The organism is Vibrio sp. Y29_XK_CS5, assembly GCF_024181835.1.
Classification (GTDB): domain Bacteria; phylum Pseudomonadota; class Gammaproteobacteria; order Enterobacterales; family Vibrionaceae; genus Vibrio; species Vibrio harveyi.
Genome location: NZ_JAMZAM010000001.1, coordinates 960,288 through 977,456, shown reverse-complemented (window position 1 = coordinate 977,456; position 17,169 = coordinate 960,288). Strand labels below are relative to the sequence as shown.

The 17,169-nt window shown below is 45.2% G+C and carries 13 protein-coding genes; 5 read left to right on the top strand and 8 right to left on the bottom strand.

Going from position 1 to position 17,169, the window contains the following annotated elements; genetic code table 11:
- The 3 genes from NL647_RS04375 to NL647_RS04365 all read right to left on the bottom strand — a co-directional run bounded on the left by NL647_RS04375 (position 1) and on the right by NL647_RS04365 (position 5,167).
- On the bottom strand, positions 1-1,563 hold the full coding sequence (locus tag NL647_RS04375) for a DUF1800 family protein (protein ID WP_253649701.1): 1,563 nt from the start codon (positions 1,561-1,563) through the stop codon (positions 1-3).
- 786 nt (positions 1,564-2,349) lie between these two features.
- Complete coding sequence (locus NL647_RS04370; RefSeq protein ID WP_005446918.1) at positions 2,350-3,612, bottom strand: hydroxymethylglutaryl-CoA reductase; 1,263 nt, start codon at positions 3,610-3,612, stop codon at positions 2,350-2,352.
- Between the two features lie 541 nt (positions 3,613-4,153).
- A complete protein-coding gene (locus NL647_RS04365) occupies positions 4,154-5,167 on the bottom strand; it encodes an AraC family transcriptional regulator (RefSeq protein WP_045487499.1) in 1,014 nt (337 codons plus the stop codon).
- A 160-nt stretch (positions 5,168-5,327) separates the two neighbouring features.
- Here NL647_RS04365 and NL647_RS04360 point away from each other — a divergent pair, with 160 nt between their 5' ends.
- Genes NL647_RS04360 through NL647_RS04345 form a run of 4 tightly spaced genes read left to right on the top strand, consistent with a single transcriptional unit; the run spans position 5,328 to position 9,256 of the window.
- A complete protein-coding gene (locus tag NL647_RS04360) occupies positions 5,328-6,449 on the top strand; it encodes an HlyD family secretion protein (protein ID WP_005446916.1) in 1,122 nt (373 codons plus the stop codon).
- Positions 6,439-7,452 carry a DUF2955 domain-containing protein gene (locus NL647_RS04355; protein WP_061010497.1) on the top strand — a complete coding sequence of 338 codons (1,014 nt, stop codon included), beginning with the start codon at positions 6,439-6,441 and terminating at the stop codon, positions 7,450-7,452. The genes NL647_RS04360 and NL647_RS04355 overlap by 11 nt, the downstream gene beginning before the upstream one ends.
- A 29-nt stretch (positions 7,453-7,481) precedes the next feature.
- On the top strand, positions 7,482-8,603 hold the full coding sequence (locus tag NL647_RS04350) for an AI-2E family transporter (RefSeq protein ID WP_047515831.1): 1,122 nt from the start codon (positions 7,482-7,484) through the stop codon (positions 8,601-8,603).
- On the top strand, positions 8,600-9,256 hold the full coding sequence (locus NL647_RS04345) for an ion channel (RefSeq protein ID WP_005446913.1): 657 nt from the start codon (positions 8,600-8,602) through the stop codon (positions 9,254-9,256). The genes NL647_RS04350 and NL647_RS04345 overlap by 4 nt, the downstream gene beginning before the upstream one ends.
- A 70-nt stretch (positions 9,257-9,326) precedes the next feature.
- On the opposite strand, the gene manA is transcribed toward NL647_RS04345, so the two are convergent.
- The 5 genes from manA to uhpT form a co-directional block, all read right to left on the bottom strand.
- Positions 9,327-10,550: a mannose-6-phosphate isomerase, class I gene (gene manA, locus NL647_RS04340; RefSeq protein WP_253649700.1), complete on the bottom strand. Its 1,224-nt coding sequence runs from the start codon at positions 10,548-10,550 to the stop codon at positions 9,327-9,329.
- Positions 10,551-10,668: 118 nt separating this feature from the next.
- Complete coding sequence (locus NL647_RS04335; protein WP_253649699.1) at positions 10,669-12,009, bottom strand: MFS transporter; 1,341 nt, start codon at positions 12,007-12,009, stop codon at positions 10,669-10,671.
- 5 nt (positions 12,010-12,014) lie between these two features.
- Positions 12,015-13,514, bottom strand: coding sequence for a signal transduction histidine-protein kinase/phosphatase UhpB (uhpB, locus tag NL647_RS04330; protein ID WP_253649698.1), 1,500 nt, complete (start codon positions 13,512-13,514; stop codon positions 12,015-12,017).
- Positions 13,514-14,122: a transcriptional regulator UhpA gene (uhpA, locus tag NL647_RS04325; protein WP_017819640.1), complete on the bottom strand. Its 609-nt coding sequence runs from the start codon at positions 14,120-14,122 to the stop codon at positions 13,514-13,516. Before uhpA ends, uhpB begins: the two co-directional genes overlap by 1 nt.
- Before the next feature lie 183 nt (positions 14,123-14,305).
- Entirely contained in the window at positions 14,306-15,703 is a 1,398-nt protein-coding gene (gene uhpT, locus NL647_RS04320) for a hexose-6-phosphate:phosphate antiporter (RefSeq protein WP_253649697.1), read from the bottom strand.
- Between the two features lie 408 nt (positions 15,704-16,111).
- Between uhpT and NL647_RS04315 the strand changes: the two genes are divergently transcribed.
- Entirely contained in the window at positions 16,112-17,125 is a 1,014-nt protein-coding gene (locus NL647_RS04315) for a helix-turn-helix transcriptional regulator (protein WP_253649696.1), read from the top strand.
- Positions 17,126-17,169: the final 44 nt, after the last annotated feature.

The following is a 17,169-nucleotide window of genomic DNA, read 5'->3' as shown; positions in this document are numbered from 1 at the left end:
CTAATCTTGAATGTAGAATTCGCTGCCCGAAATTGCTGTGAAAATCACTAAAGCAAGTTTGGTTTTCGGTACGTAACTGGTTTGGTAATTATCGAGCACCTCAATCATGAGTTGTTTTAGCTCTGGTGAAGCGGTTCCGGCAAAGAAACGCATGTCGACACGATCAACCAAAGCGTTATGGTCATCGAGGAGTTGATAAAGTTCATCCATATTGAGCGTGTAAGTCGATTCGGAACCTTTGCGCACGCTATAAAGCATGAAGTTCACCAGTTCGGTGTATACCGACCAATCAAACAGTTCATATTCCGGTGCAACTAAACCATTAAAGACAAAGTCTTTTGACGGCTGATAATCAGGAGAGTAGAAGTTGAACACGGATGGAGAGCGCAATGGTCCTTGATTCGCGATATTCATCAAGGATACTGCGTTGTCGTAACGTGCCGCTGTCAGAGTAAAACCAGCAGCGCGATGGAAATTAGTGATGACCAAGATTGGCTCTTTAACTTTAATTGGTTGGTTCGATGTCAATCCTCGCGCTTCGTCGTCGAGAAGAATTGCTTTAATTACCGCGCGCAAATCGCCTTTCACGCCCTTGCCATTGTTATTGAACGTACTAGCAACGCGAGCAATGTACTCTGGCGTTGGGTTTGAGGTGACAAATCGCTGAATGAGCAATTTAGAAACAAAAGGGGCGATGTTGTCATGAGCCATTAAGATATCAATGACAAGTTCGAGCTCTTCTTCTGCATTTAAACCAGCAGGGATAGTGGACCCAAGCACGACTTTCTCGTTGGTATCATGAAGGCTGTTTACCACTCGCATTGGTAACACAAAGTCGACATCCGACTTATTCCAGCCAGTTAGAGCTCGAGCGAGTTCTTGAATATCGTTTTGTGAATAGGTAGCAAGGGGTTGCCCGGTGTCATGATTAAACTTAACACTGCCATCGAGGTTGAGTTGATATAACCCAATAGTGAAGAGCTGCATCAGCTCGCGAGCAAAATTTTCGTCAGGTAGTGCGCCGGTTGTTGGGTTTTCTTTCGTACTCCCCATCATAGATAGGTAATTTCCCATTGCAGGGTGTTTAGCCGCTTTGAGCAACAAATCCTTATAGTTGCCAAACGCATTCTCAACGAGTAAGTCGTAATAGCTGACTAGTCCGGTTGGCTTGCTCGATAAGAAACCGCCATTTTTTGAGACCACCAGAATCTGACTTAATGCAAACGCCATTCTCTGACGCAGTTGATCTTCGGAGGTTAAAGCAATTTGATACCAAGCGTTTTCTCTATTTGCTTGGGCTCCTTTGCTGAAAGGAGTGAAGTAAAGATCACTGTGATAGGTGGGTGGGAGAAGTATTTGTTCTGTAATCCACGTGTCATAACTGGTTTGGTTTATCTGGTCTATCAAAGCAGGAGTTGGACCAAATGTCGTTTGATATAAAAATCGTGCGGTCGCTTGGTCAGGGTCGTCTTCGTCAGCCGACACTGGTCCCACAAAGAACAGCAGCATGGCAACAAAGCCCAATACCCAACAAGAAATTTCATTTTGCTTCTGACGTTTCATCGTTAACTCTCTTACCCAAAGGAACGACTTAAATCCATTTAACGGGAGTAATGAAGCTCTTAATGAGCTAATTAATAAATTCAGTTAAATCAAGCAGCTGCAGAACGGATTATAGACGGTAAAAATCACTATCAAAGTTGTTAATTGCAGAAAATAGTCTTGCTGAAGGTTAATTTTTAATGAGAAAAAATAATAAGTGACTGAATAATCGGCGAGCAATGTGATGTGAGCTATCTCAAATAAAATATGAAACTTTTTTGAATTCATACTTTGAGAACGAGAACGTTTGAGTCAGGTTTGACCGAAAAGTGCAAATTGATATAACACTTAGTTGTGGTTTTATGAGCTTTTAAAGAAATTTTGAATAAGAAATGAAACCATCAAGCGTGACGAGTTAAACCGTTCACGAAAGATGAGGGTTTTAGGTGTTATGTGTATTTATACAGTAGTGCGCTGCAACCGTAGTTTCTTGGGTTTAATAATAGAAACCACTCTACGATGAGGATCTGTTGCTCTTTCGCGGTTAAATTTTGTTCGGATTGGAACGCCTAGTCATTCTAAGCAAATATTCCTAAACAAAGCATAAAACGACTTTCGCCGGGAGCGACTAACCGAACCCTTCGGGCAGCGTTTGTTGGTCATTTGTATTGCGTTATCAATTTCTCGTGTAGGCTAGCTACACAGCAAAGTCTTTGCCTTGTAAAAGTAACCAACAATTCGCTACAAAAATCAGTTCGAAAGGTTAACAGAGCCTAAAAAAGAGTGGTTTTATTGGGTTTCGTGAGACTATTTTCTTGCTAGCTTATGGTGCGCGCGGGAGAAATGATCGGCACAGAAAGCACCAACAATAGAAAGCTCACCCGCTAAACACAGACCAGCTGCCACTTCTGCCAACGCTTTCGCTTTGCCATTTCCATGCAAGCCAAGTATATCCAAACACGCTTTCTGAGTTGGTAAGCCAGTACCGCCGCCAACAGTTCCAACCATGATGTTTGGTAAAGTTACGGAGGCATATAGATTGCCGTTAGAATCCACATCCATTCGAGTAATACCAACTGCTGATTCTGCAACGCAAGCCGCGTCTTGTCCGCATGCGATGTACAAAGCGGTGAGGGCATTGGCATAGTGCGCATTAATACCGATAGTGCCGCTTAGTAATCCTCCGACCGTATTCATCTTGCCAAATTTCACCATGGCATCTGGTGTCGTGTGCAGGTATTTCTCAACCAATGCCGCAGGGATTGTAACCTCAGCGGATACTTTTTTACCTCGGACTGAACGCAACGTGTGTGCGTTGGCTTTTTTATCACCAGACAAGTTGCCATCTAGGTAAGCATCAAGCGGAGTGACTGGACTGTGTTCAAGAATGTAATGGAATACTTTGTGCGTCGCGATGGTCACCATGTTCTGACCAGACGCGTCGCCCGTCACGTATTCAAACACGAGGTAAACATGATTGCCCTCAATGTTAACGTTGATGTCTTTGAGTTTGCCGTGCGTAGTGGTTGATTCCGCTTCTTTACGGAAGATATCGTATTGAGTCACTACCCAACTGACGAACTGCGCTGCTTCTGCAAGTGATTGGAAACCAAACACGGGAGTACGGCTCACACCTTCGCTGATCAAAAGGGTACTCGCACCACCAGCAGCAGTAATTAAGTTGGCTCCGCGGTTGTAAGACGCCACCAATGCAGCTTCCGTTGTTGCAAGTGGTACTAAATAGTCGTCGCTTGCGTACAGACCGTTAATACGCAAAGGACCTGCAACACCAACAGGAACGTTTACCGTGCCAATAAAGTGCTCAATGTTGTTGGCGTATTGGTGGTAATGCGATTGCGTGAAAGGATCTAAGAGAAGATCTTTGTCTGTCATCGATTCCAGCACGTTCCAACGGCGTTGAATGTGCTTCTCCGTCAGACCTGCACTGAGGCAAAGTTTCTTTCCTGGCTTGTGGTATTTCGGTTCTAATGCCGATTGTACTTTTTCGCAGGTTCCATTCTCAGAAAGTGCAGAGCTTTTCCTTGCGCTGTCTAAATTTAATTTCGGCATACAAACGTTTCTTTATTCATTTGGTTTGGAATTGTAGTGATACAAAACGTGATTACAATCCCGCGTATACGTTTTGCAACAAAAGGCTGCTCAGCTTCAAATTGAACAATGCGCAGCTTGAGCGGAAGATTGCCTGATATCGATCGGATAACAGATAAGGAATACGATGGGTTATTAATATAACGCATTGAAAATACGGCATTATAAAGCATGCATAACGTCGACGTAGGAAGGTAAGAAACGAGCAAGTCGGTAAATTCTTCTTATTGTAAAGATTGTGCAAAGTGGAGGAATTACTCTAATTTGAGACTTCAAAATGATTGGATTGAAATGTGTTTGAGTGGCGTAAAATGGTAAATAACTTTGTTTGCGCCACGGCATAATAGCCCCACGTTTTCAATTGAGGGTAACGTATGATTGTTTACTTTCGAGTTCAGGACGTAGAAGTGCTGTGTGATGAGATTGACCTCGCAACACTGATGCAAGCCAAGCTCAAGCAATTACCAAGTACCAAGCCTCAAATGGACTGAGCAGTATAACGTCACGAAGTGCTGGATGCGTTCAGCGCAATAGACTGTTTATACACTTTAGGAGATAACCCAGACACTCTTTTAAAGGCGCGCGAAAAGTGCGAAATACTGGTGTAGCCAAGTTGATTGGATATATAAGTGAGAGAGTGTCCTTCTTCCATCAATTCGCAAGAAACAGAGAACATCAATGACTCCTTAATATGTCGAAAAGAAGTCCCTTCATTCTTTAACTTTCTTTGAAAGGTTCGAACAGAATAGCTCAGCAATTGAGCCGCTTCTTCTATCGACAAATTACGCTCTCGCACATAAGGGCGCAGGAGTTCAAACACGCTATCGGTAAAACTCGTATGCCACTGAATCTGACTTGGTTCAGTGCCTAACTGTGAGTCTGATATTTGAATGGGTACGTTAAGAATGTCATCGGGAATGTAAACACCAGTCTTCTCTTGACCTACGAATATCTGGCACTGGCTAGGTACAACACTTTTTACGATGTCACTGTTGCTTCCTTGTAGGCGAACCTTGCTTGGATGCCAAGTGGTTTTGGTCAAAATGCTGATGAGTTCCGTGATGTAAATAACAGCAAATGCTTCAGACCAGTCCGCAATTTGTGTGTCTTTTTGTTCAGAGAAACGACAGAACCAAGCGTGACCATGATGGGTTTCGAAACAAACATTACTGCCGGGGGAGTCTAAACTGAATATCTCATCAATGTGCTGCATTGATTCGCCGATGGTTTGAAACGACACAAACTGATGCAGGACATTAGGTATGACGCGGCGGCGGAAGACTAACACTAATAAGTCGGTAAATTTTGTAATGCCCAGTTGAGAAGAAGTTAAATGAATCAAACGCTTTATCGATTCAGATGGGATGTAGTCACTCTCGGTCTGGAATAAGTCCGCAGGCAAACCGGCATCACTGAGCAATTTGTGTTTGTCCAAGCCATAGTCGGCAAAGACCTCGACCAGAATACGAGCATAGTTAGTCTGAATAACGGGTAGATGAAATGTTTGATTTGGCATCAAGCGAATACTCCATGTATGCCCAAGTGACCTTCAACCAATCTTAGCGCATAACGCACGGTTTTTGATATAGCTCGCTATTTATTCTTCAATTAATGGCAGGTTGGACAGGACGGTATATTCTTAAAATGTTCAATCTATTCAATGGCAAGGGGATAACATGTCCGAGAACGAAAACGAGAAACAGCCAACGGAAGTGGCGGAAAACAAAGAGACGAATAAAAAAGACAAAGTAAAGACGGTCACCAACTATCTGCTTTTATTTATTGTTGTCATGCTCGGCTTCAGCATTGTGTCAGATCGCATCATTCCAGTGACCGACAATGCACGTGTTAAAGGTTATATCGTGCCAATAAAGCCCCAGGTTTCTGGCAATGTCCTCAATATTAATGTTCGTCCGAACCAACTTGTTGAAGAAGGCGATGAGCTCGCCGTTCTCGATAAATCTGACTATGAAATCGCGGTAAAGCAAGCCGAAGAGAATCTTGAAATCGCAGGGCAAAACGTTGGCGCGCAAACCGCATCAATCGCTTCGGCTCAAGCAAGGTTAACGTCTGCGATTGTTGAACGCCAAAACACTGAAGCGCAAGCCAACCGTGTTCTTGCCATGGCAGAGAAAGGTGTGGTTTCTAAATCGGATGCAGACAAAGCCAGAGCATCATTGGCAACGGCGAGAGCAAACGTAGTAAATGCAGAAGCGGATCTTGAAAAAGCGAAACAACAACTTGGCGCAGAAGGTGAAGAAAACAGCCAAGTCAAAGCAGCATTGCTGGCACTTGAGCAAGCTCAACTGAACTTAGAACGTACTGTGATTCGTGCGCCAACTCAAGGTGGTGTTTCGAACTTCAGTTTGACCGAAGGCTTCTACGCTTCAGCCGGTCAGCCAATCATGACGTTTGTGTCGACAGAAGACATTTGGATTGAAGCGTACTTCCGTGAAAACAGCTTAGGCAACGTTAGCATTGGTGACGAAGTAGAAATCGCCCTCGATTTTGTTCCCGGCAAAGTCATCAAAGGTAAAGTGAGCAGCATCGACTGGGGTGTCGATTGGGGACAAAACCAACAAGCGGGTAAGCTGGCGCAAGCCAACCAACAAACAGGCTGGTTACGCCAAACGCAAATGCTACCGATCGCTATCGAGTTTGATCGTGAAGAGGTAACGGGAATGCTACGTGTTGGCGGTCAAGCAGACGTGATTGTTTACAGCGGTGACAACTTCGTGTTCAACACGCTTGGCAAACTTTGGATTCGTCTACTGAGCGTACTGTCTTATGTCCGATAATCTGAGCATTGATAACGCAACTCAACGCCGGATTCTGCGCTTCACCATTGGTGTAGGTCTGGCGGTGTTTCTCGCTGCTTGGATTAATTGGCAACTGGCGTTTGTCGCGCCGGTATTTACCGCGAAGTTCTTGGTCGATAAGCCAAACCTTCATAGAGAAACGATTTACGAGTTGCTGCTGGCATTGATTGCCACCATGGGATTGGGACTGCTTCTTTCAGGAGGCATTACTCAGTACCCAATTGTTCTACTGATTGCCGTCGGTTTGATGATGGCATGGGGTTACTACTTGTTTACTGACCCCAAATGGAATCTGTTCGCGACCATTTTGTTGATTGCGGTGTTGATGTTGCCGTTCATGGCAATCAATAACCCTGCGATTTCTGTTGTGCTCGCGAGTGGCTTAGCGATTTCTGGTGCGGTATCGGTCGCGATTTTTGCTCTGGTTCATATTTATCTACCAGAGCCAGACAGCGAGTTCGCGGGTTATGCGGCTCCACCAATTGGTAAAGAACAACGTTGGCATGCGTCATTCCGAGCCATGTTGATTTCGTTTCCTGTGGTGTGCTTCTTCTTTATCTTTCAGATTTCAGAAGCGCTGCTCACCATGATGTTTGTCGCGTTGCTGTCTTTAATGATTACGTCAGAGAAGTCAGTCAAATTAAGCGCGTTCTTAATCATCAGTAACGGTATCGGCGGGATACTTGCCATCTTGGCATTCTCGATTCTTGCCATTGTGCCAAGCATATTCTTTTACACCGCCTTTATTGCGTTATTGGCGGTATTGATAGGGAAGAAGATTTACACCGTGCCAGAGAAGGCGCCGATATTCGCTACGGCGTTCAGTACCTTGCTTGTCTTGATCGGCAGCACGCTAATGAGCTCTGGCGATATCGACAGCAATACATTTATCCGAATTTTCCAATTGGTGTTGGTCGGGACGTACATGATCCTCGCATCACTCTTTTTGGAAACCCGACAATGGAAGTTTTTGCAAACATAACACTTAACAGACATTGAAAAGGTAACGCTATGAAAGCTTCAAATGATTTCTCTAAACAGGCGATAGACGCCGCTATCAAGATCGGAGCCGTAGCGTTACTGATCTGGTGGTGTTTCTCTATCCTCAGTCCATTCATTATGTTGGTTGTGTGGGGCGGCATTATTGCCATCGCGCTCTACCCAGTCATGATGTCCCTTCACAATCGCTTAGGCATTTCAAAAGGTAAGGCGAGTGCGCTCCTCAGTACTATCGGTGTGCTGTTACTTTTAATCCCACTTATCGCGCTCTCATCTGGTCTATATACCAGTGGCACTGAGGTCGTCACTGGGTTACAGGATGGCACCTTAGTTGTACCTAAGCCACAAGAAAGCTTAAAAGAGATCCCTGTCGTGGGTGACAAGCTGTTCGCTGCGATTAACTATGCATCGACCAACATGGAAGGCTTCTTAGTCAAGTATGGCGAGCAAGTGAAAGGCTTCCTTTCTCAAGCTGCATCTATTGTTGGCTCGGTAAGTGGTGGTTTCATCCAGTTCATCATTTCGACCATGATTGCAGGTGCGTTCATGAGCAATGCTGAAGTTTGCCAAAAAGGTTTTACCAAGCTAGCAGACCGCCTTACCAACAAGAAAGGCGAAGCGTTGATTGATCTTTCAAAATCGACCGTTCGCAGTGTCGTTCAAGGTGTGATTGGCGTTGCTCTGATTCAATCTGTCATGGCGGGTGTTGGTATGGTCGCAGTTGGCGTTCCTGCTGCTGCGCTTTGGATGGTTGCCGTGATTCTGATTGCGATTGTTCAGTTGCCTCCGATTCTGGCATTGATTCCTGCGATTATTTACGTGTTTAGTGTCGAATCAACACTGGTTGCTGGCATCTTCTTAGTTTGGTGTATTTTGGTGAGCGCGAGTGATGCGGTACTGAAACCAGTACTTCTAAGCCGTGGTTCTGACACACCGATGCTTGTAACACTGCTGGGTGCACTGGGTGGTATGGCAATGTCTGGTATCGTAGGTCTTTTTGTTGGTGCTGTGGTATTGAGCCTGACTTACCAGTTGATGGTGAACTGGTTAGATGAAGATGACACTGAAGCAAACAAAGCACTGAGTATTGACCAAAAAGCGAAGGAGGAAGACAAAGCAGAGGTGGCATCATGAAACCGATGACCAGGGAAGATAACTTTTACTTTTTGTTCTTTGCACTCATTGCGTTGTTTTTTGGCTGCGCCGTGATGCATCAGTTTTATCCAGATGGGCAGGAATTTGTTCTCGCTCTTTTGGTGGTGACGCTAGGCGCTTCGATTGCAGGCATCAACAAGAAGAACAAATCCAATCGTACATGGTATGGCGTGTTACTGATTGTTGCCGTCATCTCCTATGGTATGTCGTTTTTAGAGCATTTAGATCTGTCCATTTTGACGCTAGGTGCATTACTGGTGTTCTTGTTTTCACATATATACTCGGCGCTAAAGCAGGTGGTTTTGACCAAGTCGGTCACGACAAACCACATCATCGGTTCAATTTGTATCTATCTGCTACTGGGGCTTGCGTGGGCGGTGATTTACTTGTTGGTGTTGGAGTTTTTCCCAAGCTCTTTCACCGGATTAGAAGCAAAACCTTGGCTGTCGAACTTGTTTAATGCTTTGTACTTTAGCTTTATCACATTAACGACAGTGGGCTATGGTGACATTTCACCGACGGTTCCAGTGGCTCAGTTCTTCGTTTTCTTTGAAGCGATAGTCGGGAGCTTTTACTTAGCCATCATGGTGGCAAGTTTGGTGAGTATTCGTTTGGCTCAAGCACAGAGTTAGCAAACAAATGAATGGTTTGAATGGCGGAGGTGAAAAGTCTCCGCCATTCTTATTTTAAGAGGATATGAACTTAGCCATTAAATGCACGAGCAACGCGACCTTCACAACGGATTGTGTAGCTACCCACATAAGCAGGAATGAAAGCCGATTGCCCTTTACCAAGCACTAATGTTTCGCCGCTTTTTGCAAGAAGCGTTACGTCTGCATCGATCGGCATTAAGATTTCCGCACTGCTCATCTCAACTTGTTGATCTTTTGGCTCTTGGAACACAGAGAATTTGAAGTCTTGTACAGGAACAGGGAAGTGATGCTCACACCCTTTGATTTCTGCTTTGGTTAGCAGCGTGTTCATCGGTTTTGGAATAAAGTCGGTACACTTAACCAGTTCTTCCACATCCATGTGTTTTGGTGTTAAACCAGCGCGAAGTACGTTGTCTGAGTTCGCCATGATTTCCAGACCGGTGCCTTTAATGTAAGCATGAGGTGTTCTTGCGCTTAAGAACATGGCTTCACCGGGTTTAAGCGTAATAACATTCAGCAGTAAAGGGGCAAACAAACCCACGTCATTCGGGTACTGAGCAGCAAGGTCTAAAATCAATTCGCACACCGGGCGTACTTGGTTAGCTGCTGCGTAACTTAATAAGTGATCTACTGCGTGAACCTTGCGTGCTTCTTCCATGGAAAGAATCTCTACGAAGAACTGACACAACCCTTCTTGGTTGGGATTGCGCTCAAGTTGTTCTAGGTAGCCGTTGATTTCAGGAATGTCACACAGGCGGAACTCAGCGATGATTTCATCAAACGGACGAAAGCCGTTCATCGCTTGATATTCCGTTAGGGCGTAAACCAGTTCTGGCTTGTGGTTGGCATCTTTGTAATTCCGATTGAATGCACTCAGCGGTACAGCTAACTCTTGTTCTTTTGCATAACCGATCTCCGCATCTTGCTTATTTGGGTGCACTTGAATAGATAGTGCTTTGTCCGCCGCAAGAATCTTGAAGAGGAAAGGTAGGTCACCAAAGGCGTCTGCCGTACTTTGGGATAGAAACGCTGACGGGTCCTGATTGATCAATTCTGATAATGAAACAATTGTACTCGAAGCAGTATTACTTCCTTGTTTAACGATAGAGCAACCATTCGGATGCGTACCCATCCAAACCTCGGCTTGAGGTTGTTGAGCTTCATTAGCAAAGCCAAATAAATCGTGGATAGCCGTGCGGCTTCCCCAGTCGTAGTTTTGGATCTTATTGTCCATTTTGAAGAAGCATTTTGATGAAATAGTATTCGAATTCATGAATTTTACCCGTAGAAAACCCTCCGAACTGAATCGGAAGCAAAAAATAGTGGAGATTGGACGGGTGAGTGGTTAACTCACCCTAAGAGGTGTAGAAGTCGCTTCTACAATCAGGTGTCTACAACCTAAGCTTGGGAGCGAGCGGCTTTCTTGAAGGTTGAGCCTGCAAGAACGGTAACAACAGCAAGCCAATAACCGCTGCGCATACCGAGATGGTGATAAAGAATCCAGTCCAGCTGTATTCTTCAAGAATCAATGCCAATGGGTAGCCAGAAAGTGCGGCACCCATGTAGGCAAACAAACCAACAAAGCCCGTTGCTGCACCAGCGGAATCTTTGTGTGAACATTCCGCTGCTGCCATTCCAATCAACATTTGTGGACCAAACACAAAGAAGCCAATAGAAAACAGTCCTGCAGCTTGGAACGCGAAGTTGGTTAATGGCATCAACCACAGTGCTGCGACAGATAGGAATATGCCTGCGGCAAACAACAGGTTCATTGGACCTCGGTTACCACCGAACAGTTTATCCGATCCCCAGCCAGCCACTAGAGAACCAACAAAGCCACCGATTTCAAACATCGACAATGCTGCGTTGGCATTGATTAGACTGTAGTGGTGTTGTTCTGTCAGGTACAAATTCCCCCAGTCATTGATGGCGGTGCGCACGATGTAAACCAGAACATAACTAAATGCGAGCAACCAAATGTACTTGTTGTTGAACACGTATTGTTTGAGGATTTCTTTATAACTCAGGCCTTGCCCGTGATTTTCTTGCGCCAGTTCTAACTTGTCATCACGCCATTGACCAACCGTTGGCAGTCCTTGAGTGGTCGGTTTATCGCGCAAGCGCCAACAAACAATGACACCAAGAATGACGCCGATAACGCCCGGTACGATAAAGCCTTCTTGCCAGCTGTAATGGAATGTAAGAAATCCAACGAGTAGGGGAATTAAAGCGCCGCCTACGTTATGGGCGGTGTTCCAAATTGCCCACAAGAAACCACGTTCTGAGCGCGAATACCAAGTCGTAAGTAACTTAGAGCACGAAGGCCAACCCCAACCTTGGAACCAAGCGTTCATCACCCAAAGTGCAGCGAGTGCAACCAAAGAGCTAGAGAAGCCAAACGCGATATTGATAAGGCCCGTCGCGATTAAACCGACACCCATGAAAAAGCGAGGGTTAGAACGGTCAGAAATGGTGCCTGAGATAAACTTCGATAAACCATAGGTGATGTAGAAAAGCGTACCAATCATACCGATATCGGCTTTATCTAAACCTAAATCAGCAATCATCGCGGGAGCAGCGTAGTTAAACGTTTTACGAGTGAAGTAAAAGCCTGCATAACCAAGATACATACCCAGCATGATGTGTAGACGCCAATAGCGGTAGCGTTCGTCCACTTGGTCTTTGCTAAGGGGAGCTTGGTTGTAGCTCGGAGACTGAAATAATCCAAACATGCTCGTTACACCTTAGGTAATGTGATGGCGATTTGCGTACCATCCACATGATCGTTCAAAGAGTAGATATACATTTTTCCACCAAGCGCTTGCACACGTTCTTGCATGCCGCGAACGCCCATGCCTTTCATGCAGTCTTCGGTTTTGAAACCAATGCCGTTGTCAGCGATGTTCAACGAAATGTTCTCGTCAATAGACAGCTCGATAACAATAGACGTCGCACTCGCATATTTGGCAGCGTTGTTTAACGCTTCTTGGCACAAACGGAAAAGGGTGACTTTTAGCGTGTCGCCCAAAGACTCATAGTCACCTTGCCAATCAAGCACAACGCGAGTGCCATGATTGTCGAACTCCATTTCACGGGTTAACTGGTGAACGGAGTCTTTCAAATCCAGATCGTCGAGCATTTTTGGGCGCAGTTTGCTCAGCAAATGTTTAGTGGTGTCATAAACATTAAGTGATAGGTTTTCGATCATATCGGCACAGCGTGTGTTCATTTCAGCGTTATCGACCCGCTTAATGATGCTCGCTTGGGTACGGATCGCTGTGATGTTCTGACCAATTTCATCGTGCAGTTCTCTTGCCACGTCACGACGCACCGACTCTTCCGCTTGGATGAGCTGTCGAGACAAGGTTTGGTTTCTCGATAATTCACCACGAAGCTTTTGGTTAAGATCTTTTTGTTTCTGCACCGCTAAACCAAGCATGATGCCAGTTAGGGTTTGTGCCGAAAGGGATAACAGAAGGTCAGTGATTTCCAGATTCGAAACACCGCTTCGCGCAGCAATCAGCGCGATACTATTTAACATGGTCGCAAGCAGGGCACCTTGCCAGCCATAGCGTAGCGCAAGCACAATGATTGGGATTGCCATGCAGAAAGGTGCGAAGCGTTTTAACTCATCCGGCAGGCTGGTTTGAACCAAAATGCTGGCAATCAACAACACACTGTATAGCAGAATATGACGAACTTTGAACTGAACTTCGTTGGCTAACAAATTCGAGGTCAGCGGTGACCAAGGGCTTTGGAAAAGGTAGTTCCAAAGCAAATAGCACATTGGCAGAACTAACAAACCGCCAGCAATGCTCGCTAACCATGCCATGTAGACAGATTGGACATGATAACCAACCGCTAGTACGTTAATACAAGACGTCACGAGCAACACGACCGCCATAACCGCTAAATGCTGGTTCTGATCGCCTTTGTAATAACGCTTAGCAAGGTAAACAACCGGCATACTCAGGAAACTGGCAACCAACACCATTAGCCATTGCGGCTGTTCAAGAAGTAGTGCAAGAGCAACGGTCAATCCCCATTCGGCGAGATAAATCGTTGCCCAATACTTTGTGCGCGTGTGTAGTGTTAGACCCAAACGCAACGCGAAGGGGAACAACAAGATCGCAAGCTCTGCATCGTTCACAAAGTAATAAGCGATCACCCACAGACAGAACCACGAGCATCCTGTCATGAATAAACCGCAAATGGAGGTGATGGTGTAGCTACGCATTAAAACGACTCTTGCGAGAACAGTTTGGCGAGTTCAACATTGTTCTTTACGCCAAGCTTATCCATGGCGTTTGCACGGTGAACGTGAACGGTTTTATGGCTTAAGCCAAGCTCAGTGGCGATTGATTTCACATCTAAACCACGAGCCAATAATTGGCACACTTCGTTTTCTCGGCGAGTCAGTTGAGTCAGCGTTGCCGCTTTGTCACTTGGTGTCGCGAGCTTCAACGCAATATCAGGCGTTAAATAACAACCGCCCAAAGCACTGGTTCGTACGGCTTGAATCAACTCGTCAGGACTACAACGTTTACTTAGGTAACCTTTTGCGCCGAGTTTAAGTGACTTTTCAACCATTGCGGGAGAGTCGTGCACGCTAAGCATGACACAAGCAATGCCTGAAGGGATTTCGGAGAGTAGGGTAAGCCCACTTTCGTCTGCCATCGAGATATCTAGGATAACTACATTTGGCTTGCACGCAGGTAATCCCACTCGAGCTTCTGCTACCGAGCTAAATTCACCTACAACATTCATGTCTGGCTCAAGGCTCAACAACTGAGCAAATCCAGAACGAACAATGACATGGTCATCAACAAGCGCTACGTTAATCATCTTAAATACCAAACTTCAGCAATACACAAACGAAAATGAGCTCAATACCAATCGGCGCTAGATAGGAGACAATCCTTTGGCACCTTTGATATAGAGAGCTCAATAAAAACCTACTATGATACTAAATTGACCAAGTTTATTTAATGATCTAGCGCGCTTTGACTAACAAAGCGCGCTGTTTGATTAAGCTTGGTTTTCTGCGAGTTCAAGCTTCTTCTTGTTTTGACGAATCTTTTTCTCTTCTGCGATAGCAACGAAAGCAAGCAAAACAATACAAATCATTGCCGAGGTATCTAGGGCAGCGAACGTGCCTTTCCAACCCGTTAGACCAAAGATTGGTGTACCGTCTGCAATCATACCTAGACCCAACTTCGCGAAGCTGTCACCAATTAGGTAAGCGAATGTGCCTTTTACGCCGTCTGCCACACTAATTGCTTTCTTAGGAACAAAGCCAACCGCAGCAACACCGATAAGTAGTTGAGGACCAAACACAAGGAAGCCAAGAACAAATAGTGACGCTAGGTACATGAACTCACTGGTTGCGTGTTGGTAGAACTCAAGTGATACGATGATCAAACCTAAAGAAACACAAGCCACTAGCGCACGGCGACCATTTGCAAGGTCAGACAGGTAACCCCACATCAAAGTACCCACAAGCGCACCCACTTCGAATAGGGTGAAGCCAGAGATTGCTGCTTCTTTTGATAGACCAAGTTCTTGGTATGCGTAAACCGTTGACCATTGGTCGATACCGATACGCACGATGTAAAGGAAGATGTTTGCGAAGCAAAGTAGCCAGATCACTTTGTTTTTCAGAACGTATTCAACAAAGATCTCTTTCTTAGTCATTTGATTGCCTTCAGCCGCTTCGTCTTCTTCGCTGACTACTTCATCAAATAGCTCTTCTACTTTACCTAGACCGTAGGCTTCCGGAGAGTCGTTACCATAGCGCATACCGATGAAACCAACGATGATCGCAATGATAGAAGGGAACACGAACATGCCGATCACGTGACCGTCAAACAAGTAGTTAGCACCAAACAGAGCCACACCTGCAGCACCCGCACCACCTACGTTGTGAGACATGTTCCAAAGACCTAGGTAAGAACCTCGTTTGTTACGCGGTGTCCACTTAGTGATGGTCGAGTAACTAGAAGGACCACCAGTACTTTGGAAGAAACCACTTAGTGCGTAGAACGCTACCATCAAGAACAAGCTCGCGCTGCCACCGCCCATGCTGAAACTGAAACCAAGCATTGCCAGACCAGAAAGGATAAGCATGAAAGGAAGGAACTGCTTGGTGTTTTTACCATCGGCATAGTAGGAAACTACGGTCTTACCGATACCGTAAGTAATCGAGAAACCGAGACCAATCAAACCTAGATCTGTCATCGACAAACCGTAAGTAGAAATCATGTCGTTTTGTGCGACGTTGAAGTTTTTACGGATCAGGTACATCGTCAAATAGCCAATAAATACCACTAGGTAAGATTGGATAAATGGTTTGAACCACATTTTTCTACGCGCTTCGACTGGAAGGTCTAGGGTAGGCTTCCGGACTTGTTCAAGGAATTTTAACATCGTGAACTCTCTTGTATTAGTGTGATGCACTTGCGTGCTCGCTTTCTTTTAACTGCTGGCGATTGTAGAGAGTCCTCTTTTTAACTACATGAGAGGAGGGCTTAGATCGACTAGGAAAAATTCCTAGAAAACGATTGCTGATTAAGAAAGCGTGAAAATCATCACATTCATAGAAGTATAAATAGCGCTTTAAATAGTGCTTTAAAAGTGAATAGAACGTATCTGTGGCGTGAATTGGCAAGTTCTTGAACAGGCAATGGTCTATGTTGAATGCCAATGTGCGTTGGCTCTTCTGTTCAGAGTGAGTCGTCTCTCATTATCAAATTGCACTTGGATTGTGACTAATGACAGCCCGGAAGTTTGTGCTTAAACTAAAATAATCCTTGGTATTTTAAGATGATAGCTTGCATGCCCAATACAGATATTCCTTTGGTCCACTCGGAAGAAGTAAAGCTGTTTGCCACGATGCTCAATGAGCTTGATGGTGATATTCATTCCTTACTTGAAACCGCACGTATGCCACAGGATATCTTATCCAGCCAATCCTCTAATGCGTTTGTACCAGAAAGTGCATTAAAGTCGGTATTTCAAACCTTAGGTGAAAGAGCATCGCCCGAGAAGTTTGCCTTGCTTACTTGGACGCTTTGTCACGATATCTACGTTCCTAGGTTTGCCAATCAAATTACCCAAACGCACTCACTTAAAGCGGCATTGGAAGAAGTCTCCCAACTGCTAAAACAGAACTCAGATAATGTCAGTCTTTCGGTCGTATCGCGTGGCGGTAAATGGTGGCTCGTCAGAGAAAAACAAGACGCAAACAGAGAATGGTTTCGTTACGCGGAAATGTTCTCCGCCATGTTTATGAATGAACTACTCAAAAAGCTTGTGGGTTCACAGTGGCGATTGGCGGAGGTCGGGATTCAAGACATAGAAGCCGAGCCATTCAATCTATTGCCTGGGATGAAAAGTGCCCAGTTCTTTACTGGAAGACCGGTTACTGCTATCTCGATTCCGAACGAATGGATTAACCAACCGATTGCTTTCACGCCATCTCAAACGGCGCCAAACACGAGTTTTCGTGGTGAGAATGATAAGTTTAGTGATGCATTAGCAAGGGCGCTGACGCCTTATCTCTCGATGGGAAAGATCTCTATCCAGTTTGCTGGCGAGTTGATTGACATGAACGCTCGCACCATACAAAGGCGGTTGGCGAGCGAGAACACAACTTATCGAGAAGTGATCGAAGGGTTAGTACTTAAACAAACGTTGGAACTGTTAGCGGACCGAGACCTCAGTATTACGCACATTGCACTCAAAACAGGCTATTCAGATTCTGCTCACTTCACCCGCGCGTTTAAGCGAATGATGAATCTCACGCCTAAAGCGTATCGTCAGTCTTTGTTGTGCCCCTCCGTCAAATGAAACGTAACACATAAAGCCTCTGAATAATCGGAGGTTTTTGTCTC

What these genes read in the sequence shown, in the direction of transcription:
- NL647_RS04375 (WP_253649701.1), bottom strand. Translation starts at nt 1,563, where the DNA reads ATGAAACGTCAGAAGCAAAATGAAATTTCTTGTTGGGTATTGGGCTTT.
- NL647_RS04370 (WP_005446918.1), bottom strand. Translation starts at nt 3,612, where the DNA reads ATGCCGAAATTAAATTTAGACAGCGCAAGGAAAAGCTCTGCACTTTCT.
- NL647_RS04365 (WP_045487499.1), bottom strand. Translation starts at nt 5,167, where the DNA reads ATGCCAAATCAAACATTTCATCTACCCGTTATTCAGACTAACTATGCT.
- NL647_RS04360 (WP_005446916.1), top strand. Translation starts at nt 5,328, where the DNA reads ATGTCCGAGAACGAAAACGAGAAACAGCCAACGGAAGTGGCGGAAAAC.
- NL647_RS04355 (WP_061010497.1), top strand. Translation starts at nt 6,439, where the DNA reads ATGTCCGATAATCTGAGCATTGATAACGCAACTCAACGCCGGATTCTG.
- NL647_RS04350 (WP_047515831.1), top strand. Translation starts at nt 7,482, where the DNA reads ATGAAAGCTTCAAATGATTTCTCTAAACAGGCGATAGACGCCGCTATC.
- NL647_RS04345 (WP_005446913.1), top strand. Translation starts at nt 8,600, where the DNA reads ATGAAACCGATGACCAGGGAAGATAACTTTTACTTTTTGTTCTTTGCA.
- manA (WP_253649700.1), bottom strand. Translation starts at nt 10,550, where the DNA reads ATGAATTCGAATACTATTTCATCAAAATGCTTCTTCAAAATGGACAAT.
- NL647_RS04335 (WP_253649699.1), bottom strand. Translation starts at nt 12,009, where the DNA reads ATGTTTGGATTATTTCAGTCTCCGAGCTACAACCAAGCTCCCCTTAGC.
- uhpB (WP_253649698.1), bottom strand. Translation starts at nt 13,514, where the DNA reads ATGCGTAGCTACACCATCACCTCCATTTGCGGTTTATTCATGACAGGA.
- uhpA (WP_017819640.1), bottom strand. Translation starts at nt 14,122, where the DNA reads ATGATTAACGTAGCGCTTGTTGATGACCATGTCATTGTTCGTTCTGGA.
- uhpT (WP_253649697.1), bottom strand. Translation starts at nt 15,703, where the DNA reads ATGTTAAAATTCCTTGAACAAGTCCGGAAGCCTACCCTAGACCTTCCA.
- NL647_RS04315 (WP_253649696.1), top strand. Translation starts at nt 16,112, where the DNA reads ATGCCCAATACAGATATTCCTTTGGTCCACTCGGAAGAAGTAAAGCTG.